The organism is Pseudomonas sp. UBA6315 (assembly GCF_002438125.1).
Classification (GTDB): Bacteria; Pseudomonadota; Gammaproteobacteria; order Pseudomonadales; family Pseudomonadaceae; genus Aquipseudomonas; species Aquipseudomonas faucium.
Window position 1 is genome coordinate 18,621 of sequence record NZ_DJTF01000025.1, and the last position, 19,841, is coordinate 38,461.

27 protein-coding genes, 1 tRNA gene and 1 pseudogene are annotated in these 19,841 nt (G+C 61.0%); 16 read left to right on the forward strand and 13 right to left on the reverse strand.

Annotated elements, in window-relative coordinates; all coding sequences use genetic code 11:
* Positions 1 to 119 precede the first annotated feature (119 nt).
* Entirely contained in the window at positions 120 to 332 is a 213-nt protein-coding gene (locus B3E94_RS02100; protein WP_286912152.1) for a hypothetical protein, read from the forward strand.
* On the opposite strand, the gene B3E94_RS02105 is transcribed toward B3E94_RS02100, so the two are convergent.
* Positions 316 to 675 (reverse strand): hypothetical protein, encoded by a 360-nt coding sequence (locus B3E94_RS02105; RefSeq protein WP_286912153.1) that lies wholly within the window; start codon positions 673 to 675, stop codon positions 316 to 318. The genes B3E94_RS02100 and B3E94_RS02105 overlap by 17 nt on opposite strands.
* An 81-nt stretch (positions 676 to 756) precedes the next feature.
* Entirely contained in the window at positions 757 to 1,074 is a 318-nt protein-coding gene (locus B3E94_RS02110) for a hypothetical protein (RefSeq protein ID WP_286912154.1), read from the reverse strand.
* Positions 1,075 to 1,144: 70 nt separating this feature from the next.
* Here B3E94_RS02110 and B3E94_RS02115 point away from each other — a divergent pair, with 70 nt between their 5' ends.
* From B3E94_RS02115 to B3E94_RS02145, 6 genes and pseudogenes are all read left to right on the forward strand, one after another.
* On the forward strand, positions 1,145 to 1,765 hold the full coding sequence (locus B3E94_RS02115) for a hypothetical protein (protein ID WP_286912155.1): 621 nt from the start codon (positions 1,145 to 1,147) through the stop codon (positions 1,763 to 1,765).
* 559 nt (positions 1,766 to 2,324) lie between these two features.
* Positions 2,325 to 2,531 (forward strand): annotated as a pseudogene (locus B3E94_RS25455) (DapH/DapD/GlmU-related protein); the annotation flags it as partial.
* A gap of 188 nt (positions 2,532 to 2,719) precedes the next feature.
* A complete protein-coding gene (locus B3E94_RS02125) occupies positions 2,720 to 3,208 on the forward strand; it encodes a glycoside hydrolase family 104 protein (protein WP_286912157.1) in 489 nt (162 codons plus the stop codon).
* Positions 3,205 to 3,453 carry a hypothetical protein gene (locus B3E94_RS25435; RefSeq protein ID WP_313394414.1) on the forward strand — a complete coding sequence of 83 codons (249 nt, stop codon included), beginning with the start codon at positions 3,205 to 3,207 and terminating at the stop codon, positions 3,451 to 3,453. Before B3E94_RS02125 ends, B3E94_RS25435 begins: the two co-directional genes overlap by 4 nt.
* Positions 3,454 to 3,898: 445 nt before the next feature.
* Positions 3,899 to 4,513 (forward strand): hypothetical protein, encoded by a 615-nt coding sequence (locus tag B3E94_RS02140; RefSeq protein WP_286912158.1) that lies wholly within the window; start codon positions 3,899 to 3,901, stop codon positions 4,511 to 4,513.
* A 480-nt stretch (positions 4,514 to 4,993) separates the two neighbouring features.
* Entirely contained in the window at positions 4,994 to 5,248 is a 255-nt protein-coding gene (locus tag B3E94_RS02145; RefSeq protein ID WP_286912159.1) for a hypothetical protein, read from the forward strand.
* Positions 5,249 to 5,378: 130 nt separating this feature from the next.
* Here B3E94_RS02145 and B3E94_RS02150 read toward each other — a convergent pair whose 3' ends face one another.
* Positions 5,379 to 6,053 carry a polysaccharide lyase family 7 protein gene (locus B3E94_RS02150; protein ID WP_286912160.1) on the reverse strand — a complete coding sequence of 225 codons (675 nt, stop codon included), beginning with the start codon at positions 6,051 to 6,053 and terminating at the stop codon, positions 5,379 to 5,381.
* Positions 6,054 to 6,301: 248 nt separating this feature from the next.
* On the opposite strand from B3E94_RS02150, the gene B3E94_RS02155 reads away from it, so the two are divergent.
* Positions 6,302 to 6,505 carry a hypothetical protein gene (locus B3E94_RS02155; RefSeq protein ID WP_286912161.1) on the forward strand — a complete coding sequence of 68 codons (204 nt, stop codon included), beginning with the start codon at positions 6,302 to 6,304 and terminating at the stop codon, positions 6,503 to 6,505.
* A gap of 1 nt (position 6,506) precedes the next feature.
* Here B3E94_RS02155 and B3E94_RS02160 read toward each other — a convergent pair whose 3' ends face one another.
* Both B3E94_RS02160 and B3E94_RS02165 read right to left on the reverse strand, forming a co-directional pair.
* Positions 6,507 to 6,920, reverse strand: a complete 414-nt coding sequence (locus B3E94_RS02160; protein ID WP_236235422.1) for a DoxX family protein — start codon at positions 6,918 to 6,920, stop codon at positions 6,507 to 6,509.
* Positions 6,921 to 7,022: 102 nt separating this feature from the next.
* A tRNA-Leu gene (locus B3E94_RS02165) sits at positions 7,023 to 7,107 on the reverse strand.
* A 204-nt stretch (positions 7,108 to 7,311) separates the two neighbouring features.
* On the opposite strand from B3E94_RS02165, the gene B3E94_RS02170 reads away from it, so the two are divergent.
* The 4 genes from B3E94_RS02170 to B3E94_RS02185 all read left to right on the forward strand — a co-directional run bounded on the left by B3E94_RS02170 (position 7,312) and on the right by B3E94_RS02185 (position 10,658).
* Entirely contained in the window at positions 7,312 to 7,599 is a 288-nt protein-coding gene (locus B3E94_RS02170) for a hypothetical protein (RefSeq protein ID WP_286912162.1), read from the forward strand.
* 82 nt (positions 7,600 to 7,681) lie between these two features.
* Positions 7,682 to 8,842, forward strand: coding sequence for a two-component system sensor histidine kinase NtrB (locus tag B3E94_RS02175; protein WP_286912164.1), 1,161 nt, complete (start codon positions 7,682 to 7,684; stop codon positions 8,840 to 8,842).
* Between the two features lie 5 nt (positions 8,843 to 8,847).
* Positions 8,848 to 10,293 (forward strand): ATPase domain-containing protein, encoded by a 1,446-nt coding sequence (locus tag B3E94_RS02180; protein WP_286912165.1) that lies wholly within the window; start codon positions 8,848 to 8,850, stop codon positions 10,291 to 10,293.
* A gap of 11 nt (positions 10,294 to 10,304) precedes the next feature.
* Positions 10,305 to 10,658, forward strand: coding sequence for a response regulator (locus B3E94_RS02185; protein WP_176515072.1), 354 nt, complete (start codon positions 10,305 to 10,307; stop codon positions 10,656 to 10,658).
* 73 nt (positions 10,659 to 10,731) lie between these two features.
* Here B3E94_RS02185 and csrA read toward each other — a convergent pair whose 3' ends face one another.
* The 8 genes from csrA to B3E94_RS02225 all read right to left on the reverse strand — a co-directional run bounded on the left by csrA (position 10,732) and on the right by B3E94_RS02225 (position 16,493).
* Positions 10,732 to 10,929, reverse strand: a complete 198-nt coding sequence (gene csrA / locus B3E94_RS02190) for a carbon storage regulator CsrA (protein WP_008089330.1) — start codon at positions 10,927 to 10,929, stop codon at positions 10,732 to 10,734.
* 252 nt (positions 10,930 to 11,181) lie between these two features.
* Positions 11,182 to 12,204 carry a DNA topoisomerase IB gene (locus tag B3E94_RS02195; RefSeq protein ID WP_286912166.1) on the reverse strand — a complete coding sequence of 341 codons (1,023 nt, stop codon included), beginning with the start codon at positions 12,202 to 12,204 and terminating at the stop codon, positions 11,182 to 11,184.
* A gap of 57 nt (positions 12,205 to 12,261) precedes the next feature.
* Positions 12,262 to 13,353, reverse strand: coding sequence for a molybdenum ABC transporter ATP-binding protein (gene modC / locus B3E94_RS02200; RefSeq protein WP_286912167.1), 1,092 nt, complete (start codon positions 13,351 to 13,353; stop codon positions 12,262 to 12,264).
* Between the two features lies 1 nt (position 13,354).
* Positions 13,355 to 14,035 carry a molybdate ABC transporter permease subunit gene (gene modB, locus B3E94_RS02205; protein WP_176515068.1) on the reverse strand — a complete coding sequence of 227 codons (681 nt, stop codon included), beginning with the start codon at positions 14,033 to 14,035 and terminating at the stop codon, positions 13,355 to 13,357.
* On the reverse strand, positions 14,035 to 14,793 hold the full coding sequence (modA, locus tag B3E94_RS02210) for a molybdate ABC transporter substrate-binding protein (protein WP_236235417.1): 759 nt from the start codon (positions 14,791 to 14,793) through the stop codon (positions 14,035 to 14,037). Before modA ends, modB begins: the two co-directional genes overlap by 1 nt.
* Positions 14,794 to 14,907: 114 nt before the next feature.
* On the reverse strand, positions 14,908 to 15,984 hold the full coding sequence (locus tag B3E94_RS02215) for an NAD(P)H-dependent flavin oxidoreductase (RefSeq protein ID WP_286912168.1): 1,077 nt from the start codon (positions 15,982 to 15,984) through the stop codon (positions 14,908 to 14,910).
* A 28-nt stretch (positions 15,985 to 16,012) separates the two neighbouring features.
* A complete protein-coding gene (locus tag B3E94_RS02220) occupies positions 16,013 to 16,183 on the reverse strand; it encodes a hypothetical protein (protein ID WP_176515065.1) in 171 nt (56 codons plus the stop codon).
* A gap of 7 nt (positions 16,184 to 16,190) precedes the next feature.
* On the reverse strand, positions 16,191 to 16,493 hold the full coding sequence (locus B3E94_RS02225; RefSeq protein ID WP_039602623.1) for a DUF1883 domain-containing protein: 303 nt from the start codon (positions 16,491 to 16,493) through the stop codon (positions 16,191 to 16,193).
* Between the two features lie 161 nt (positions 16,494 to 16,654).
* Here B3E94_RS02225 and B3E94_RS02230 point away from each other — a divergent pair, with 161 nt between their 5' ends.
* The 4 genes from B3E94_RS02230 to galU all read left to right on the forward strand — a co-directional run bounded on the left by B3E94_RS02230 (position 16,655) and on the right by galU (position 19,776).
* The gene (locus B3E94_RS02230) at positions 16,655 to 17,014 is read left to right on the forward strand and encodes a hypothetical protein (protein WP_286912169.1); all 360 of its coding nucleotides are present in this window, start codon (positions 16,655 to 16,657) and stop codon (positions 17,012 to 17,014) included.
* Positions 17,015 to 17,148: 134 nt separating this feature from the next.
* Positions 17,149 to 17,799, forward strand: coding sequence for a c-type cytochrome (locus B3E94_RS02235; protein WP_236235413.1), 651 nt, complete (start codon positions 17,149 to 17,151; stop codon positions 17,797 to 17,799).
* Positions 17,796 to 18,710: a c-type cytochrome gene (locus B3E94_RS02240; protein ID WP_286912170.1), complete on the forward strand. Its 915-nt coding sequence runs from the start codon at positions 17,796 to 17,798 to the stop codon at positions 18,708 to 18,710. Before B3E94_RS02235 ends, B3E94_RS02240 begins: the two co-directional genes overlap by 4 nt.
* Positions 18,711 to 18,936: 226 nt before the next feature.
* On the forward strand, positions 18,937 to 19,776 hold the full coding sequence (galU, locus tag B3E94_RS02245; RefSeq protein WP_176515059.1) for a UTP--glucose-1-phosphate uridylyltransferase GalU: 840 nt from the start codon (positions 18,937 to 18,939) through the stop codon (positions 19,774 to 19,776).
* Positions 19,777 to 19,841: the final 65 nt, after the last annotated feature.

Consider the following 19,841-nt stretch of genomic DNA (forward strand, 5'->3'; position numbering starts at 1 on the left):
GAAACTATGAGCATGCTATGCATGCGTCGCACTCCGTGGCCGGATGCGGCATGGTGGCAATTTGGTTTGGGATGGGGTATTACGGGTGACCGGCATGGAGCCGGATACAAGGAGTGAAAATGGCAACTGATCGCGAAATCGCGTTGGAACAGGCTCTCGTCGCCGTACTAGGAGCTACTCAAGATCTGAACTTGAACCTGGTGGACATCAGCCAGAAGGCCAAGTCATTGATCCTCGACAGCTCGAAGTACCGTCAAGCTGAGCATCCCCACGTTTCAAATGCTTGGAATGAGGTTGAGTCAGCCGTTGTGAAGGTCAGGAAACTGGCGTAAGGCTTTGTATTTCGTCGCCCGGATTGCGCCTCAGTTCAGCCATGCTTGTCTCTTTGAACTGTCGCGCTAGTTTTGGCGAGATGTAAAAAGCTGGCGCGTCAGGCCGTTCAAGTCGGCGCGCCCGCTCTTCAGGTTCTTGCGCAATCCAAGACAAGGCCAGGTCCTGCCAGAGTTCCTGCACCTGGTCGTATCCGTGGCACTCGATCTCGGCAGCCATGGCGGCCTTGATCCCTTTCGGCATGTTGAAGAACACCTTCTCGATGCCCAGTCTCTCGGCTTCTTCCTTCTTGCGATCCCGGTAGTCCGCAGAGTGTTTCGCTCCCCCGGTCTTCTGCTTGGCCATGGCCAGTACCTCCCAGGCCGCTCGGCGGCAGGTTGATGTGCTGCTGGCGCCGGCCGTGCCGGGCGCGCGCGGTAATGCGTTTCATGCGGTGCGTTTCACTTTCTTTTCGGCGGTGGTGGGGTAGCTGATCTCGAAGTCGGTCATGAACCGGTGGATTAGCTTGTAGGAAATGCCCAGCCGGCGGATGGCTTGGGCCATCGTCACTCCGGCATCACGCGCTGCGACGATCTGCTCAGCCAGGACCTTGTCTTTTACTGGGTCGCCGAGTTTCTTACCCAATTTGCCTTTGCCGCGGTTGGGGTTTGGCTTGAATGAGGCCGAGTTCACTTCATTGCTTGCCGGCATATCCGTAGCAGTTATGGCCGCCCAATTGCGGGCGCTGCTGCAGCGCTGGTACATCCGATCATGGCCCGGAGCGCCGGCCACCTAATTCCCTGCCCACTTAGGTGGGCTTTTTTCGCCTGGAGTAATGAGCGGAGCAGAAGATCTCGCGCGCCTGACACAAACAATCGACACGGCAAACGAGTTGTTCCTGTCGGAAGAAATCAAGATGGTGGATGTGGGTGGCGGTGTGCAGTGCCCTACCAATGCCAAGGTTTTGGCTGACCTTTCGACACAGATGAGCGGGGCGCTCATTTACACCAGCACTGCGCTGGGGCTGGCTGGAACTCCTTCACTTGGGCTTTTCAGTGTGCTGTTCAGAGTTTCTGATGAGTACATCATTCTCTATCAAAACGTCGGGGGAGTAGCGGTAGAGAAAGACCGATACCCTAACTCGGCCGCTTTGAAGAACATGCAGAGCTTAGTCCGTCGTTTAGATCGAGCGCCGGATTACCTCAACATCACTGACGAGGAAGGTGGCAATCGCCTGTCCGCGAGCAGTGAGCGAGTCAAAACAGAATTCTACGAGCTCAAAACCCGAGTGCTGAACAACAAGCCATTCCAAATCGGTGGCAAAGACATTGGTAACAGCGGCTTGGTAGATATTTCGACCGTGGCGATCTATTCGGTTGCCTTGACGGACGCTGAAATCCAGTTGGTGGCTGGGGTGATGCGCAAGCGCATGGCACGCCTTGGCATCGCCGTGTGACCTAGCTCTCAATGACGAATAGGCAGGGCGATCCGCTGCCCGGCTTCGCAAGCTAAGTCAGCGCAAAATTGCTTGAAGCATGTAGCCTAGTGATGCACCATTGATCAGCAACGCCTTTTTAGTGTGCTTCCTGCGGGTAGTCATGGTAAGGCTGAAATGGAAATCGCAAATCAGGCGCATGATGTTTATCGATAAAGATGGTTTCAAGATTGATCAAGAGTCTACTTATAAACAGCTGAAGAAGAACAACTCAGTCGTAGAGTCTCCTGTGATAATTGGCCGGGTTGCTAGATTTGTAGTCGGGTCAGTTGGAGCATTCACGTTCTTTCGTGGAGGCTCTATTGAAGGCCTCAAGTCGATTGGGCGGTTTTGCTCTGTTGCTCCAGGTGTTTTGATTGCCCCGGTTGAGCATGATGTTCGACTGTTAACCACAAGCACATTTATTAACTCTTGGCAGGATGTAGATTTCTGTCAGGAGTACTGGTCTAGAAACAAGACAGAAAGGATCGCTGCCCTAAAGAAAATGCGAGAGCCGACCAATAGAAATCAGAAGGATGTGACTATTGGTAATGACGTATGGATTGGCCAAAACGTTATCATAAGGAAAGGCGTTACTATCGGTGATGGCGCGGTTGTGGGCGCTAATTCTGTCGTCTCGAAGGACGTAAAGCCTTACGAAATTATTGGTGGGCTACCACCATCACATATTAGGTTCAGATTCTCTGAAGAAGTTATTCAGTGTTTACAGAAGGTGCAGTGGTGGAATTGGTCTCTATCTTCCTTGGATGGAGTTGAATGGGCCAGCCCAGAGGCTGCAGCGGAACTTCTTGAGTCGAGATTCTTGAAGGGTAATTACGAAGAGGCAAGATACTCTACCTTAGAGTATTTGGATTAGATTCCACTGATAAGAGATTCTTGCCCGCTTATAGCGGGTTTTTTTTGCTCGGAGAAAACATGACTCGACTCACCGAACAACAGGCGGGAGGCGTGAATGTGCTCCGGTTTCTGGACCTCATTGCCTTTTCAGAAGGCACCTCGACCGTCAAAGGCAGTGATGACGGTTACAACGTGTTGTATGGCCGAGGCCTATTCAACGGCTGTCTGGATCATCCACGGAAAAAGCTGACCTTTCCCATCAATGGGAAGCCGGTTACGAGCACGGCCGCCGGCCGTTACCAACTGCTGTCACGGTACAGGGATGCATATCGGGTGAGCCTGTGCCTGACCGGTGGCTTCATCCCGGAGAACCAGGACCGGGTAGCCCTGCAGCACATCCGCGAATGCCGGGCCTTGGACGATATCAAGGCGGGCTGCATCGCTGAAGCCATCGCCAAGTGCTCGAACATCTGGGCCTCGCGGTCAGGGTACAATTATAGGCATAACCCTCACAGGTTGGAGAAGCTGCTGGCGCAGCGGAAGAAGTTCGGCGGGATGCTGGCATGAAGTCACTGGCCATAAGAGCGGCATTGGTGCTGGCGCTGCTTGGCTCCTACTGGCTCGCTTATGAGCATGGCCGGTCTGTGGAGCGTGCGACGGCTGGCAAGCTTTCAGCGGAGCGTGACAGCAGCGACCGCTTGGCCGAGGAGGACGTGTCATCGCATCGTATTCACGCTCGCACTGCTGACCGGCTATTCGGGCTTGGAAGCGGCCAGGGTAAGCAAGCCGCTTATTACCGAAACCGTTTCTGAAGAACGCGAGATGTAAGACCAAAGCGTGGACATGCTGGAACCGTCTGAGGCTGCCAGGGCGTGGGGGTTGATGGAGATCGAGGAGGCGTATCACATCGGCCTGTTCAGTTACGATAATTTGAAAAGCTGGGAAGGTGATGAGCCAGGACGGATCGTGATCGGCAGAACGCCCGTGTGTGACACATAGGTTATCTAAAACCGCTCGAAAGCTTCTCGGTTTTACTTGGCGAAAGTCGCCCAAACTCGCCAATGCATATAGACAGGATCGACGCATAGACCGCGAACAGCACGGCCTTAGGTCTATTTTCCACACTACTGCTGCATTGCCTGAACCTGTGCTGGGCATTACTAATGCGTTACCATTTGCTCGGCCCCTGAGCCGCTGGGGCTAGGACCAAAAGTCTGCATGGCTTGGGCTAATATATGCGTTGGTTGTGAGGTTTGAGTGGAATCTAAGCTTGTGGCGTTAACCGCCTTTCTTGCATTTTGTTTGATTTTGGCCTTCGTCTTGTCCGAAAGAGACAAGTGGGTCTCGGATATTGCAACAGCTGTTACGGCGATGGTCGCAATCGCTGCAGCTTTTGTAGCCTATGTGCAGCTACAGGAGTCGAAGGTAATAGCTGCAAAGGGCATCTATAAAGATTATCTAACCTTGTCCTTCGAAAATCCGGAGTTTTCAGCCGCTTCCTATCCTGTCGATAATCCTGGCTATTATAAATTCAAAAAAATTGGGGAGAATTTGGGGTCTAAAGAAAAAAGCTATGAACAGTATGAATTTTATGTCTCTTTCCTATTGAATTCTGCTGAGGAAATAATGAACTTGACTAGCCTTGAGGAGCAGGATGGATGGCACGAAACACTCCGGAACCAGTTTGCGCATCATGCTTTGTACCTCGCAAGTAATGTTTGGGGTTGCAGTCAGTATGACGAAGATATTTACGAATTGATTGAAGAAGGGGTTAGCAGCTACCGGAAACGGGCGTTTGCAGAATTCGGTGAGCGGTCTGGCTTCAAAGAAGAGGACTTAGTATATCGAGTGCCCTGTAACATCATAGACTAATAGTTTCCATTTCAAGTGATAAAAAATCAGCGAAAATCGGTTCCAAAACTGAAACGGCGACCCTTGCCGCATGCGGGCTGTAGTCGAGCCGTTTTAATCTTCGTTTTGGAAGCGATTTCGCCCTACAGCCGGCATAGGATCTGGGTTTATCCCACGGTCTTGAAAACCGCTGACCAGGCGCGAAAATCAGTTCCGCAATTCCTGCCATGTCCCTTGATTTTAAAGGGCTGCAGCCTTGCTAAGAATTTTTCTATGCGGAACTGAAGGCTCGTAAGCTATTGAAAAATCAATGGAATATAGATCGGATTGCAAATCCGTCTACGCCGGTTCGATTCCGACCTCGGCCTCCACATTCGAAAGCCCCGCAGATTAACGTCTGCGGGGTTTTTCTTTGTGCGCTAGAAAAGCCGATGGTTAGCGCATCACAAGGCATCATGAGCTGCGTGAGGTACAATTGGCGGTTTTGCTTGAGGTGATTAGATGAACACTGCCCAGAAGAAGCTGCTGGACAAGACCATGGGCGTGGTGGGATGGCTGTGTACCGCCATCGGCGGAGGGTTGGCGCTGTTAATGCTTTCAGTTGGCATTTTTACCAAAGACGCTGGCGTGCTGAATGATATTTTCCGGCTACGACATGAGGGGATGCTGATCTGGTCCACCCTGCCTCTGGGCGTCGTTCTGCTTTGGGTCAGGGCTTTCATGCGTGCCGGGAACTCGGAAGACCAGGGCAGCTGAGCGCCTCATTCGGGCAAAGAAAAAGCCCGCCAACAAGTGGCGGGCCTAAAGAACGTCGGAGCAGGGTCAGTGTGCCCAGGCGGGTGTCATAAATTCGTGAAGGGTATGTTTCACGCCTGTAATACCCGCCTCAAGCATGCACCAGCTCCAGTGCGCTGATCACGCAGACGGACCCATCCTCGGCCGGCGTGTCATCGTTGTAGTCCACCTGGTTGTACACCCCGCCATGAAAATTCAGCGTCCGCGCCGCCCAGGATGACCCCAGCTGCAGCGTGGCGGTGGTGCCGGTGCGGCCTGCGCACGTTGCGCTGACCGTGCAGGCGCCGTTCTCGGTGGCTTCGATGGTGATGTCGAAACGGCTGCCGAGTGGCACATTCTCCAGCACGGTGCTGCTCACGGTTGCGCTCTGGTTGAAGTCCGCGCGAAAGCCCACGGTGATCTTGCCCTTGTTCCAGAACACCTTGATCGGCGGGTTGTCGTCGTCCTTCACATGCATCTGGGAAATCACCACCTTCTGCGCCAGGTTGACCTTCTCCAGGGTCATGCGCTGGTGATTGCGGTGGCGGGCAGCGCTGCCCAGGGCCCAGTACACGGCTTCTTTCCATTCGCAGCGGGTGCGGTGGGTGCTCTTGCTCGATGCGCCCCTGGTGGGGGCGGTCATGCGGATCGAGCCGTCGCTCAGGCGTGCGACCACGTTGGTCAGGCTCGCCAGGGCCTGGGCGCCTGTCACTTCGAGGGCAACGGGGTTGCTGGCGGATTTCGGGAGGGGCGTGGTGATGATGAGGTTGTCGATGTTCACGGCCATGCATTCTCTCCTTGAAAAAGCGGTTCCTGCATCATGTGCGAACGCAACATTGCGGTCGGGTTCGGGGAGCGGCCCGCATTCGGACGAAGGGTCTGCGCAAAAAAAAGCCCGCCAGGAAGGCGGGCAAGGAACGTTTGAAGGGAGAGATTTCAGCCTGAGGGCTATCGGTTAACTCAGCATTAACCGTCAGCCATTGACCCTGGCCAGCGATGCGCCTATACAGGCGTGGCCAATTTCCAGGAGCCACCATGCGCGACGAAGACGACCTGCACGAGCCGGAGCACGATCATCTGCTCGATCACGAATTCCTTTACGACGACCTGGACCTCGAAGCCGATGCCCAGGGCGCCGAAGATGAAGTCGAGGAAGATGAAGAGCTACTGGATGACCTCGACGACGACCTCGACGACGAAGGCGACCATCCCGCCTGGCACGACGACGTGGACGACTGACTCAGCGCCCGTCCAGCGAGAACCGCCCAGGCCCGCTCACTGCCAGCAACAGCAGCCCGCCGACGATGCTCAGGTTCTTCAGGAACTGGGTCATGTTGGCGGCACGCTCAGGGTCGACCATGTTCCAGAACGGGTGCCCCAGCAGCGCCGTGCCCAGCACGAACAGCGCGAACAGGAAGGCCAGCGGGCGCGTGTAGAAACCCAGGATCAGCGCGATGCCGACGAAAAACTCCATCAGCACGGCAACCGCTGCCGCCACCATGGGGGCAGGTGCGCCCAGCGAAGTCATGTAGCCGACCGTGCCTTCGAAACCGGTGAGCTTGGCCCAGCCCGAGAGGATGAACAGGATCATCAGCAGTACGCGGGCGATGAGGAGGATGATGTCGCGTTGGCCATCGAACAGGGAGTAGCGCATGGTGGCATTCCAGTGGACGTAGACAGGTTCCACTCTAGCAGGCATGTGCTGAATTTCCGGCGGGCACGAAAAAGGCGCCACCAGGGCGCCTTCATCAAAATATGGTGCGAGTGGCGGGACTCGAACCCGCAAGGCTCACGCCGACAGATTTTAAGTCTGCTGTGTATACCAATTCCACCACACTCGCACGCTTGAAAGGGTCGTGACGACCGGCGCGCTTCTAGGCAGAAGGGCCTGACAATCAAGCGCGCTTTATAACCCATTGTTATAGTTGAGTCAACTACAGCACCTATGATCAAAGGAGTGACGGCCTCGAACGGAAGGTTAATTGACACCTAGGTGTCATTAGGCCACTGTGGCGCCTTCCATTGGATCCAATGAGTGCGTAGCCATGTCTCGGGCTTCTCGTTCCACCGATTCCGGGCGCCTCGTTCGCCCCCGCTGGTACTGGCGTGTGCTGTTCGCCCACGTTCTGTTGCTGGGGGCGTTTCTCTATGTCAGCCTGGCCTCACTGGGCGGCTACCTGTTGATGCTCGGGTTCGCCGACGAACACCCGCAACCCCAGCGCCTGATGGCTCTGGGCGGTGGCGGGGTGATCGTGCTGGTGTGCCTGTGGTTGCTGAAAGTGGCGCTGCCGCGGCGGGTCAGCCCGGTGCTGGTCGAGCGTGAGCCTGGCTGAACTGAAGTGCAGCGCGCTGACGGAGGCGGGCAACTTTGGCTAAGCTCACTATTTCCCCTCCTGCTGTGCCTGTGGAGTTTGCATGGTTTCAGCTGACTGCACCGACCACCCTGTGATGCCCGCTAACAGCTATGAGCGCTTGGTGCAGTCAGTGGTGGACTACGCCATCTATATGCTCGACACCTCTGGCCGTGTGGTCAGCTGGAACGCCGGCGCCGAGCGCATCAAGGGCTACCGCGCCGAGGAAGTCGTCGGCCGGCATTTCTCGTTGTTCTTCACCCCTAAGGATTGCCTCGATGGCCGCCCCGAACGGCTGCTCAAGCAGGCCCTGGAACAGGGCGTGGCGCAGGACGAGGGCTGGCGGGTGCGCAAGGATGGCACGCAGTTCTGGGCGTTGGCCGCGCTGGACGTTATCCACGATGAGCACGGGGTGGTCATCGGCCTGGCCAAGGTTACCCGTGACATCACCGACCGGCGCGAGTCGGCCATGCAGCTCGATGCGGTGCGTGCCCAGCTGTTCCAGGCGCAAAAGCTCGAAGCGCTGGGCCAACTGACGGGCGGCTTGGCCCACGACTTCAACAACCTGCTGACCATCATCATCAATTCCGCGCGCATGGCCCAGGAAAGCCGCGACCCGGCGCGCCAGCAGCGGCTGATGCAGCACGTGCTCGATGCCGGCCAGCGCGGCACCGAGCTGACCAAACAGCTGCTGACCTTCGCCCGCCACCGCCAGCTCGAAGTCAGCCTGATCGCGCCGGCCGAGTTGCTCGCTGCAACCCGTGGCCTGCTGGAGCACGCCTTGCCCCGCGAGATCACGCTCGAAGAGCAGCTGCAGCCCGATTTGCCGATGATCGAAGTGGACGTCGGGCAACTGCAGATGGTCTTGCTCAACCTGATGTTCAATGCCCGCGATGCCATCGAAGGCCACGGCACGATTCGCATGGCGATCGAGGCCGTGGAGCTTGCAGGCGAAGTGGAAGGGCTGTGCGGAGGCTACGTCTGCTTCGAGGTGAGCGACACCGGCCCAGGCATCGACCCGCACGTACTGCCGCGGATCTTCGAGCCGTTCTTCACCACCAAACCCTTCGGCAAGGGCACCGGCCTGGGCCTTAGCCAGGCCTACGGCTTTGCCAAGCAAAGCAATGGCGCAATCACCGTGCGCAGCGAGATGGGCGAGGGTACCTGCATGCGCCTGTACCTGCCGACCTGCCGGCGTGATGCGCACAGTCAAACGCAAAGGTAGCCACCATGGCACAAGCACTCAAGCGGCTGGTGACGGGAATAGCGGGGCTCGACGCGCTGCTCAAGGGCGGCCTGGTCGCTGGCGCGTCTTACATCATTCAAGGGCCGCCAGGGGCGGGCAAGACCATTCTTGCCAACCAGCTGGCCTGCAGCCACGTGCGCCAAGGCGGGCGAGTGCTGGTGGCGACCTTGCTCAGTGAATCCCACGAACGGCTGTTCCAGTACCTGGCGACCCTGGATTTCTTCGACCCGGCGATGGTCGGCGACCAGATCCAGTTCGTCAGCGCCTTCGACACCCTCGAGCAGGAGGGGCTGGATGCGGTGGTCAAGTTGCTGCGCCAGGAGATAAGCCGGCAGCAGGCCAGCTTGCTGATCGTCGACGGCGTGCTCAACGCCCGGGTGCGCGCGGAGACGTCGCTGGACACCAAGAAATTCGTTTCCGAGCTGCAAGGCCATGCGGCCTTCGCCGGTTGTACCGTGCTGCTGCTGACCAGCGCTCGGCTGGACGAAGGCAGCCCCGAGCACACCATGGTCGATGGGGTGATCGAGCTGGGCGAGCAGTTGCTCGGCAGCCGCGCCGTGCGCCACGTGCAACTGCGCAAGACGCGCGGCAGCGGGGCGTTGTCCGGCCGCCACGAATGCCTGATCGACGAGGCGGGAATGCACGTGTTCCCACGCCTGGAGGCCTTGTACAGCCACCCCAGCCAGCCGGGCAATGCCAGCTTGAGCCGGGTGACCACGGGCATCGAGACACTCGATGAAATGCTCGGCGGCGGCCTGGCCAAAGGCTCGGTCAGCTTGTTGATGGGGCCCTCGGGGATCGGCAAGACTTCATTGGGCCTGGCGTTTCTGGGAGCCTCCACTCCCGAAGCCCCGGGCCTGCATTTCGGCTTTTACGAAACCCCCGACCGCCTGCGCCTGAAGGCGGCGTCCCTGGGCTATGACTTCGCCGCACTGGAGCGCCAAGGCGCCTTGCAGCTGTGCTGGCAGCCAACCACCGAAGGCTTGCTCGACCAGCTCGGCGCGCACCTGCTGGCGCAGGTCGAAGCCGCGGGCAGCAAGCGCGTGGTGATCGACAGCCTCGGCGCCTTCAGCCGCCTGGCAGTCGACCCGGCACGGCTCAACGCGTTCTTCCGCGCCTTGACCGGCGAGCTGCGGGCGCGGGATGTCAGCGTCATGCTCACCTGGGAAATGCGCGACATCTTCGGCTCGGAAATCACCGCGCCCGCGCCGGACCTGTCGAGCATCGTCGACAACCTCATGCTGATGCGCTTCGTCGAGCTGGACTCGCAGCTGCGGCGCCTGTTGTCGATCCTCAAGGTACGCGACAGCCACCACGACCCGGCGCTGCATGCGCTGCATTTCGGCCCGCAGGGTATCAGCCTGCGCAAGGCATTCGAGGGTGCCAGCGGGGTGCTTTCGGGTTCGCCGGTGCCGCAAGGGGGTGGGTGACGGGGCCGCAGATGAATACCATCCTGATCGTCGATGACGAATACCTGATTGCCGATATCCTGGGCTTCGCCCTGGAGGATGAAGGCTTTCTGGTGGAGAAGGCGAGCAATGGACGCAAAGCCCTGGAAGCGCTCAAGGAAAAGCGCGTGGAGCTGGTCATCACCGACTACATGATGCCCGTGCTCAACGGAGAGGAATTGGTGGTGGCGATTCGCGAGGAGCTGGTGCTGCCGGACCTGCCCGTGATCCTCATGAGCGGCGCCCAGGCCAGCCAAGGACGCCCGGAACTGTTCGCCGCGGTGTTCGACAAACCCTTCGACATGGACAGGATGATCGCCAAGGTGCGCGAGTTGCTGGGCACCTGAGGCTCGGCCAGCGGGCCGGTCCCTGGTGCGTTGCGAGCAGGCGCGTCCGTGCGACTGTCAGGTAGCCGGCAGGTCAGTGCTGGTCGTCGTGCTTCTCCGGTGCCGGGTTGCCGGCCTGGATGCGTTTGAAGATTTCCTCACGGTGCACCTGAACATCTTTTGGTGCATCGATGCCAATCCTCACCTGCATCCCTTTGACGCCCAGAATGGTGACTTTGATGTCATCGTTGATGACGATGCTTTCGCCAACCTTACGGGTGAGTATCAGCATGTAGTTCTCCTTGGTGATATAGAAATCCGCCTGGCCAGTGCCGTGGCGGTGGGAGCCTGTCCCTCTTCCTTCTCATTAAAGACGCTTTCGGCGGATAGTAATTCCCCGAAATATAAAAACTGTCGTGTGTCTTTAGTCGCAGGTGCCGATTCAGTGCGCCACTGGTGTGTCGACGAAGGTGCTCGGTGGCAAGGATAGGGGGGTTCGAGGCGTATGGGAAATTTCTCTGCATCATTGGTCAGATAGCCCAGCTCAATCATCAGCCGATTCCTCCAGCGCCTGCAGAAACAACAGCAGCGCGACTTCTTCCGGATCCAGCCCTTTGCGCACTCGGCGGCCAGGCAAGTTAGGCAGCCGCCCCAGGGCGTAATGCTCCAGCACCGCTGGGTGGATGTAGCAGCGCCGGCACACCGCCGGCGTGTTGCCCAGGCGTGCGGCCACCTGCTTGACGATGCTGCTGACCTGGCGCTTGGCCTCGCTTTCCGGCTCCCAGGCCAGCGGCCTGAGCAGGCTCAACGCCAGGCTGCTGCCGGCCCAGGTGCGGTAGTCCTTGGCGGTGAAGTCGGCGCCGGTCAGTTGCTGCAAGAACTGGTTGATCTCGCTGGAGCCCACGCTATGGAGCTGGCCGTCTTCGTCCAGGTACTGGAACAGCGCCTGCCCAGGCAGCTCCATGCAGCGTTTGAGCAGGTTCGCCAGGCGCCGGTCACGCAGGGTCACATCGTGTTCCACGCCGCGCTTGCCGCGGAACTGGAAACGGATGGTACTGCCCTCGACCTTGACGTGGCGGTTGCGCAGGGTGGTCAGCCCGTAGGACTTGTTGTCGCGCAGGTAGCGCTGGTTGCCGATGCGGATCAGCGTGTGGTCGAGCAGGCTGACCACCAGGGCCATGACCTTTTCCCGGTCCAGGCCTGGGCGGGCCAGGTGCAGTTCCAGCTGCGCACGAAGCTTGGGCAGTACCTGGGCGAAGGCCAGCATGCGCCCGTACTTGTGCTCGTCGCGCAGTTCGCGCCACTGGGTGTGATAGCGGTACTGCTTGCGCCCGCGGGCATCGCGGCCGGTGGCCTGCAGATGGCCCTGCGGGTCGGCGCAGATCCACACATCGGTATAGGCCGGCGGGATCACCAGCGCCGCGATGCGCGCCAGGGTCTGGCTGTCGCGGATGCGCTGGCCTTGCGCATCCAGGTAGATGAAGCGTCCGCGCCAGAGCTTGCGGCTGAGGCCGGGCTGGCTGTCGTCAACATAGTGCAGGCTGGGCGGCAAGCTGCAGTCGAGCATCGTCGGCACACCTCGATCAGGTCACTGATCAATGGACAACAGCCGCGCCGCCGATGCTCAGCCCAACAGTGCCACCGACTTGATCTGCGCGTACAAGGCCTGGCCGGGGTGCAGGCCGAGCTGGTCGGCCGAGTAGCGGGTGATGCGCGCCAGCAAGGCGTTGCCACCGGCGTCCAGGCTCACCAGCACATGGGCGGGGTTGTCTGCCGGGCACGCTTCGCGCACCCGCACCGGCAGCCGGTTGAGAATGCTCGAGGTACCGTCGGCCATCAGCGCCAGGCTGACGTCGCGGGCCTGCACCTTGACCCGCAGCGTGCTGCCCATGCTGTGCGCCGGGTGGGCGATGCGCAGCAGCGGCCCGATGCTGCCGGGCAGGCGCAAGTCGAGCAGGTCGTAGTGCGGGTCGTGGCCGACCACCATGCCCTCGATCACCACGCCGGCGTCCTCGCCCTGGGCCAGCGACAGGTCGAGGCGGGCAAGGGTTTCGCCGATCGGCCCGCTGGCCATGGCCCGGCCTTGCTCGAGCAGCACCAGGTGGTCGGCCAGCCGCGCCACTTCGTCCTGGGCATGGCTGACGTACACCAGCGGGATGTCCAGCTCGTCGTGCAGGCGCTCAAGGTAAGGCAGGATCTCGCGTTTGCGTGGCCCGTCGAGGGCAGCCAGTGGCTCGTCCATCAGCAGCAGGCGCGGGCTGCTGAGCAGCGCCCGGGCGATCCCCACGCGCTGCGCCTCGCCGCCGGACAAGGTGGCCGGCCGACGTTCGAGCAGGTGGCCGATGCCCAGCAGTTGGCAGGCCTGGTCGAGGCCGACCTTGCGCTCGCTGGCGGCGATGCGGCGCCAGCCGAACTCCAGGTTGCCGCGCACCGACAGGTGCGGGAACAGGCTGGCTTCCTGGAACACGTAGCCCACTGGGCGCAGGTGCGGCGCCTGGAAGTAGCCGCGGGCACTGTCTTCCCAGACCTCGCCATTGACTTCGATATAGGCCTTGGCCGCGCGCTCCAGCCCGGCCAGGCAGCGCAGCACCGAGGTCTTGCCCGAGCCTGAGTGGCCGAACAGTGCACTGATGCCGCGACCGGGCAGCTGCAGGTCGACATCCAGGGTGAAGTCGTCGCGCGCCAGTTGCAGGCGCGCCACAATCGATCCGCTCATTTCAGCTCCAGCCGGTCTTGCCGCGGCGCCCGGCATACAGCAGGAGCAGCACCAGGAACGAGAACACCAGCATGGCACCGGCCAGCCAGTGGGCTTGTGAATACTCCATGGCCTCGACGTGATCGAAGATCTGCACCGAAACCACGCGGGTCTTGTCAGGGATATTGCCGCCGATCATCAGCACCACGCCGAACTCGCCCACGGTGTGGGCAAAGCCGAGGATGCTGGCGGTGACGAAACCGGGGCGGGCCAGCGGCAGCACCACATGGACGAAAGTGTCCCAGGGGCTGGCGCGCAGCGTCGCGGCCACTTCCAGTGGGCGCTGGCCAATGGCGGTGAAGGCATTTTGCAGCGGTTGCACCACGAACGGCATGGAATACACCGTCGAGCCGATCACCAGGCCGGCGAAGCTGAACACCACGCTGCCCAGGCCCAGGGCCTGGGTGGCCTGGCCAATCCAGCCGTGCGGGCCCAAGGCCAGCAGCAGGTAGAAGCCGATCACCGTCGGTGGCAGCACCAGCGGCAAGGCCACCACCGCGCCCACCGGCCCGCGTAGCCAGGAGCGCGTGCGCGCCAGCCACCAGGCGATGGGCGTGCCGACGACCAGCAGGATCAGGGTGGTCAGGCTGGCCAGTTTAAGGGTCAGCCAGATCGCGCCCAGGTCACTGGCGTCAAGTGGCATCAGAGTTCATAACCGTAGGACTTGATCACCGCAGCGGCTTTCGGGCCTTTAAGGTATTCGACCAGGGCCTTGGCCGCAGCGCTGTCCTTGCCTTTGTTGAGGATCACGGCGTCCTGGCGGATTGGGTCGTGCAGGTTGGCCGGCACGATCCAGGCCGAACCGCTGGTGACCTTGCCGTCTTTGTAGATCTGCGACAGGGCGACGAAGCCCAGTTCGGCGTTGCCGGTGGAGACGAACTGGAAGGCCTGGGTGATGTTCTGGCCTTCGACGATCTTGCCCTTGGTGGCTTCGGTCAGCTTCAGCTTGTCCAGCACCTGGGTGGCGGCCAGGCCGTAAGGCGCGGCTTTCGGGTTGGCGATGGACAGGTGCTTGAATTCGTTCTTCTTCAGCACGTCACCCTTGGCGTCCACGTAGCCTTCCTTGGCCGACCACAGCGCCAGGGTGCCGATGGCGTAGGTGAAGCGCGAACCTGGGACGATTTCCTTTTCTTCTTCGAGCTTTTTCGGGGTGCTGTCGTCGGCGGCCAGGAACACCTCGAACGGCGCGCCGTTCTTGATCTGGGCGTAGAACTGCCCGGTGGCGCCGTAGGCGGCGACCAGCTTGTGGCCGGTGTCTTTCTCGAAGTCTTTGGCGATGGCCTGGATCGGCGCTGTGAAGTTCGCGGCGACCGCGACCTGCACCTCGTCGGCCCAGGCGCTGTTGAAGGAAATCAGGCTGGCGAGGGCAGTGACGGCCAGGTAAGGCAAGCGGATACGCATGAACAGCTCCTTGGGGTGGTTATCGTTATGGCGTGAACTATATAGCGATAGGCCATTTGTCGGGAAGGGGCTGAATCATGCGGATTTGCAGGTGGCAGTGGCCTTCCGCGCGCTTTACCGATTGAGCTGCGCCAGTGCGCGTTCGGCGATCTCGCGGGTCAGTTGCTCGGCTGGCATCGCCTTGCCCAGGCGCAGCGCCTGGCCTGCCCACAGGTTGCTGAAATCGCTGTTGCCTTGCGGGTCGGTGATCGCCCGCAGCGGCATCAGCGCGCCACCGGCCAGTGGGAAGCGCGGCGCCAGCGCACTCATTGGCCCCAGCTCGCGCATGATGCGGTTGTTGATGCCGCGTGCCGGGCGCCCGGTGAACAGGTTGGTCAGCGCCGTGTCGCTGGCGGGCGCGCTGCCCAGCGCGCGGCGATGGGCCGCAGAAACCTTGGCTTCCGGGCAGAACAGGTAGGCGGTGCCGAGCTGCACGGCGCTGGCACCCAGGGCCAGCGCCGCGACCAGGCCGCGGTGGTCGCCGATGCCGCCTGCGGCAATCACCGGCAGGCGCACCGCATCGGCAATCTGCGGCACCAGGGCGAACGTGCCGATCTGGCTGGTGATGTCGTCGCTGAGGAACATGCCGCGATGGCCGCCGGCTTCATAACCCATGGCGATGATCGCATCACAGCCGTGGGCCTCGAGCCAGATGGCCTCTTGCACGGTGGTGGCGCTGGACAGCACCTTGGCACCTGTCGCCTTGACCCGCTGCAGCAGCGCAGGGGCCGGCAGGCCGAAGTGAAAACTCACCACTTCCGGGCGCAGTTGCTCGACCAGTTGGCAGCTCTGTTCATCGAAGGGGGCGCGGTTGGAGACCGGGGTGGGCGCCTCGAAATCGGCGCCGACTTCCTCGTAGTAAGGCTTGAGCGCCTGCTTCCACTGCGCGGCGCGCTCGGCATCTGGCGCCGGGGGCTGGTGGCAGAAGAAGTTGAGGTTCAGCGGCCGCCCCGGGCAGGCGGCGCGAAAGGCGGCAATTTCGCCGCGCACCTGCTCGCCGGTAAGCATGGCGCAGGGCAGGGCACCAAGCCCGCCGGCGTTGGCCACGGCAATCGCCATGGCCGAGCCGCCGGCTCCGGCCATGGGCGCCTGGAGCATGGGCAACTCGATGCCCAGAAGATCGAGAATACGATGGTCGGGCCAGTTGCTCATGCGGGTCTCCTTGCGCGCAGTGTGTGGGTTACAGGGCCTTGCTGACCTGGATGTCGGTGATCTTCTCGGCGTCGTCGCCGTGGATCTTGCGCAGGGCATCGAGCGCCTGCTCGTGCGAGGCGTCGGGCATCACGGCGAAATCCCAGCGGCGCTCGCCGTCGAGCTTGTATTTGATGACGTACTTGATGTTCTGGGTCATGGCAGTCTTATCTGAGTTTCGACGACGAGCGACGGATGATCTTGATCTTGTGGGTCAAGGTTGGCTTGCGCGTTACCGAGATCGGGCGGGTGGTCACGGTGTCGATGGTGATGTTCCAGAAGCCGGTGCTGGGCACGGTGATCTTGGCCGGGAAACGCTCGAAGTGGCCACCGTGGTAGGTGTGCCGGCCGCCATTCTTGAAGCTGCGGAAGTTGGCGTCGTTCATCAGGCGGATGTTGCAGCGCTGGGAACACTCGATGACGACGATGTCGTCCTCGTTCAAGTGCTCGCGCTGGTGTACGAATTTCATGGGGTGCTCCGCAAAGTCTGGTTCTGCAAAGGCGAACGATACCACGATGTCGCCACAGGCTGGCGCACCGGCTGAAGCGGGCGCGGATAATTCTGCCAAAGCGGGGAGCAAAAACGCCTGGGCGTTGTCATAGCGAATTCTTGACAGCAGAGGTGCGACAAATGAAGTGGATGGTAGCGGCGTTGGCCTTGACGTTGGGAGGGTGTGTCAGTGTTTCGGAGCTGGAGCAATCCCACGAAACCCTCGATGTGATGTCTGGCAAGACGCCGCGTGAATATGCCGACTGCGTCAAGCAGCACCTGGCAGACAGCCGCGACCCCTTGGTCGAAGAAAAGCGTGATGACGGCTTGCGCCTGATCGTGCCGCAGAAGCTCTCGGCCGGCAGCGGGCCGGCGGCGCTGGTGGATATCGAAAAGCGCGGCAGCGGCAGCAGCATCAAGCTGCACGAGCGGCTGAACAACTTCCCGCTGCGCCTGGGTGACGTGCGCACGGCTGCGACCAAATGCATTTCAGGCAATTGACCTGGCGCAAGTAATGCGCGCTTAGCAAGGCCTTGGCCTGAGCGAGCGCTGTTGCACATTCGCTTACGGGGCTAGTATCCATTTGCTTATGTTTTTTAAGCTTAAGCTTATAACAAAAGAAATGGAGTTTCGTGATGACCCCGATGAGTCGCGTCGTGATCGGCAGCCTGCTGATCCTGGCCTGGCCTGCGGCGCATGCCGCCGATGGCCAGAAGATCTTCACCCAGGGCGGGGCCAACCCCGCCGCCATGGCTTGCTCAAGCTGCCACGGCCCGGACGGCAAAGGCATCGCCGCTGCCGGCTTCCCCCGCCTGGCCGGCCTGCCCGCAGGCTACCTCAGCAAGCAATTGCATGACTGGCGCAACGGCACGCGCAAGCAGCCGGTGATGGAGCCGCTGGCAAAGGCCCTGACCGACGATGAAATCACTGCCGTCAGCAGCTACCTCGCCAGCCTGCCCAGCGACCCCGCGCCGGACCAGCGCCGCCAGCAGATAGCCGACAACCCCACCGCACGCCTGGCCCTCTACGGCGACTGGAGCCGGCAGATACCCGGTTGCGTGCAATGCCACGGCCCAGGCGGCAGCGGCGTCGGCGAGCACTTTCCGCCCCTGGCCGGGCAACCTGCGCCTTACCTGATGGCGCAGCTCAACGGCTGGCGCGACGGCAGCCGCAGCAACGACCCCAACCAGCTCATGGTCGGCGTGGCCAAGGCCATGACCGATGCCGAGGTCAAGGCGATCGCCGAGTACTTTGCCAACCCCGTCAGCCCGGAGGCCAAGCCATGAGAGCACTGATGCCCACCCTGTTGCTCGCCGCCATGGGCCATGCCGTGGCCGCGCCCATCGCCATGGAAGACCAGTCCCAGCTGCAGGTGCCCGGTGCCGAGGCCTCGGCGCAGTTCGCGCCGCCGGCCGAGAGCGAGCTGCCGGACAACGCCTTCGGCAAGATGGTGCGCGAAGGCCATGCGCTGTTCGTCGACACCCGCCGGCTGATGCCCGAGGCGGTCGGCAACGGCCTCAATTGCAGCAACTGCCACCTCGACCAGGGCCGCCTGGCCCATTCCGCGCCGATGTGGGGCGCGTACCCGATGTACCCGGCGTATCGCAAGAAAAACGACAAGGTCAACACCTACGCCGAGCGCATCCAGGGCTGCTTCCAGTTCAGCATGAACGGCAAGCCGCCGGCTGCCGACAGCCCGCAGATGACGGCGTTGTCGGTGTATGCCTACTGGCTGTCGACCAAGGCGCCTACCGGCGTGGAAATCGCCGGGCGCGGCTACCCCGATGTGCCGCAGCCCAAGGGTGGCTACGACTTCAAGCGCGGCGAGGCGGTCTACCAGGCGCAATGCGCGATCTGCCACGGCGACAATGGCGAAGGCCAGAAAGTGGCCGGTGACTATGTGATGCCACCGCTGTGGGGCAAGGATTCCTACAACTGGGGTGCCGGGATGCACCGGATCAACACGGCGGCGTCGTTCATCAAGTACAACATGCCCCTGGGCAAGCCCGGCAGCCTGAGCGACCAGCAGGCCTGGGACGTAGCCGCTTGGGTCAACCGCCATGAGCGGCCGCAGGACCCGCGCCTGGTGGAAGGCTCGATCGAAAAGACTCGGCTGAAGTTTCACGCCAACGACGGGGTCAACCTCTACGGCCAGCAGGTCGACGGTGTGCTGATCGGGCGCGGCAGCGGTAGTTGAGCGGCCGCGCCAGGTGCCTGGATTGCGGCGCAGCCCCTTGCAAGGCGGGGGTTGCGCCTGCCGGTCGTCATCGCCAAAGGCAATATTCACGATCCGCCGGAACTATCTACACTGGGTTATCTCTATGTTGGCACCAGTCAGCCACGGGCGGGGGCATTGTAAGGTGACTGCCGCCTGATTAGACTGCGCCGAATTCCACAGGCCCAGCCTTTGTTTAAGGACGTTTATGATCAAGAAATGCTTGTTCCCGGCAGCCGGTTACGGCACCCGCTTCCTGCCTGCTACCAAAGCCATGCCCAAGGAAATGCTGCCGGTGGTCAACAAGCCACTGATCCAGTATGGCGTTGAAGAGGCGCTGGACGCCGGCCTGAACGAGATCTCCATCGTCACCGGCCGCGGCAAGCGCGCCCTGGAAGACCACTTCGACATCAGCTACGAGCTGGAAAACCAGATCAAGGGCACCGACAAGGAAAAATACCTGGTCGGTATCCGTCGCCTGCTCAACGAGTGCTCGTTCTCCTACACCCGCCAGACCGAAATGAAAGGCCTGGGCCACGCCATCCTGACCGGCCGCCCGCTGATCGGCGACGAACCGTTCGCCGTGGTGCTGGCTGACGACCTGTGCGTGAACCCGGAAGGCGACGGCGTACTGACCCAGATGGTCAAGCTGTACAACCAGTTCCGCTGCTCGATCATCGCCATCCAGGAAGTCGACCCGCAGGAAACCAACAAGTACGGCGTCATCGCCGGCGACATGATCCGCGAAGACATCTTCCGCGTGACCAACATGGTCGAGAAGCCGGCGCCGGAAGACGCCCCGTCGAACCTGGCGATCATCGGCCGCTACATCCTGACCCCGGATATCTTCGACATCATCAAGAACACCCCGCCGGGCAAAGGCGGCGAGATCCAGATCACCGACGCGCTGATGCAGCAGGCGCAGAACGGCTGCGTGATCGCCTACAAGTTCAAGGGCCAGCGTTTCGATTGCGGCGGTGCCGAGGGCTACATCGACGCCACCAACTTCTGCTTCGAGAACTACTACAAGACCGGCAAGGCATACTGATTCGCCACGCCAGGTCGATAAAGCCACCCTTCGGGGTGGCTTTTTTGTTTGCGGCTGCCAACGGC

Coding starts and splice junctions, on each gene's coding strand:
- B3E94_RS02100 (WP_286912152.1), top strand. CDS start 120: ATGGCAACTGATCGCGAAATCGCGTTGGAACAGGCTCTCGTCGCCGTA.
- B3E94_RS02105 (WP_286912153.1), bottom strand. CDS start 675: ATGGCCAAGCAGAAGACCGGGGGAGCGAAACACTCTGCGGACTACCGG.
- B3E94_RS02110 (WP_286912154.1), bottom strand. CDS start 1,074: ATGTACCAGCGCTGCAGCAGCGCCCGCAATTGGGCGGCCATAACTGCT.
- B3E94_RS02115 (WP_286912155.1), top strand. CDS start 1,145: ATGAGCGGAGCAGAAGATCTCGCGCGCCTGACACAAACAATCGACACG.
- B3E94_RS02125 (WP_286912157.1), top strand. CDS start 2,720: ATGACTCGACTCACCGAACAACAGGCGGGAGGCGTGAATGTGCTCCGG.
- B3E94_RS25435 (WP_313394414.1), top strand. CDS start 3,205: ATGAAGTCACTGGCCATAAGAGCGGCATTGGTGCTGGCGCTGCTTGGC.
- B3E94_RS02145 (WP_286912159.1), top strand. CDS start 4,994: ATGAACACTGCCCAGAAGAAGCTGCTGGACAAGACCATGGGCGTGGTG.
- B3E94_RS02150 (WP_286912160.1), bottom strand. CDS start 6,053: ATGGCCGTGAACATCGACAACCTCATCATCACCACGCCCCTCCCGAAA.
- B3E94_RS02155 (WP_286912161.1), top strand. CDS start 6,302: ATGCGCGACGAAGACGACCTGCACGAGCCGGAGCACGATCATCTGCTC.
- B3E94_RS02160 (WP_236235422.1), bottom strand. CDS start 6,920: ATGCGCTACTCCCTGTTCGATGGCCAACGCGACATCATCCTCCTCATC.
- B3E94_RS02170 (WP_286912162.1), top strand. CDS start 7,312: ATGTCTCGGGCTTCTCGTTCCACCGATTCCGGGCGCCTCGTTCGCCCC.
- B3E94_RS02175 (WP_286912164.1), top strand. CDS start 7,682: ATGGTTTCAGCTGACTGCACCGACCACCCTGTGATGCCCGCTAACAGC.
- B3E94_RS02180 (WP_286912165.1), top strand. CDS start 8,848: ATGGCACAAGCACTCAAGCGGCTGGTGACGGGAATAGCGGGGCTCGAC.
- B3E94_RS02185 (WP_176515072.1), top strand. CDS start 10,305: ATGAATACCATCCTGATCGTCGATGACGAATACCTGATTGCCGATATC.
- csrA (WP_008089330.1), bottom strand. CDS start 10,929: ATGCTGATACTCACCCGTAAGGTTGGCGAAAGCATCGTCATCAACGAT.
- B3E94_RS02195 (WP_286912166.1), bottom strand. CDS start 12,204: ATGCTCGACTGCAGCTTGCCGCCCAGCCTGCACTATGTTGACGACAGC.
- modC (WP_286912167.1), bottom strand. CDS start 13,353: ATGAGCGGATCGATTGTGGCGCGCCTGCAACTGGCGCGCGACGACTTC.
- modB (WP_176515068.1), bottom strand. CDS start 14,035: ATGCCACTTGACGCCAGTGACCTGGGCGCGATCTGGCTGACCCTTAAA.
- modA (WP_236235417.1), bottom strand. CDS start 14,793: ATGCGTATCCGCTTGCCTTACCTGGCCGTCACTGCCCTCGCCAGCCTG.
- B3E94_RS02215 (WP_286912168.1), bottom strand. CDS start 15,984: ATGAGCAACTGGCCCGACCATCGTATTCTCGATCTTCTGGGCATCGAG.
- B3E94_RS02220 (WP_176515065.1), bottom strand. CDS start 16,183: ATGACCCAGAACATCAAGTACGTCATCAAATACAAGCTCGACGGCGAG.
- B3E94_RS02225 (WP_039602623.1), bottom strand. CDS start 16,493: ATGAAATTCGTACACCAGCGCGAGCACTTGAACGAGGACGACATCGTC.
- B3E94_RS02230 (WP_286912169.1), top strand. CDS start 16,655: ATGAAGTGGATGGTAGCGGCGTTGGCCTTGACGTTGGGAGGGTGTGTC.
- B3E94_RS02235 (WP_236235413.1), top strand. CDS start 17,149: ATGACCCCGATGAGTCGCGTCGTGATCGGCAGCCTGCTGATCCTGGCC.
- B3E94_RS02240 (WP_286912170.1), top strand. CDS start 17,796: ATGAGAGCACTGATGCCCACCCTGTTGCTCGCCGCCATGGGCCATGCC.
- galU (WP_176515059.1), top strand. CDS start 18,937: ATGATCAAGAAATGCTTGTTCCCGGCAGCCGGTTACGGCACCCGCTTC.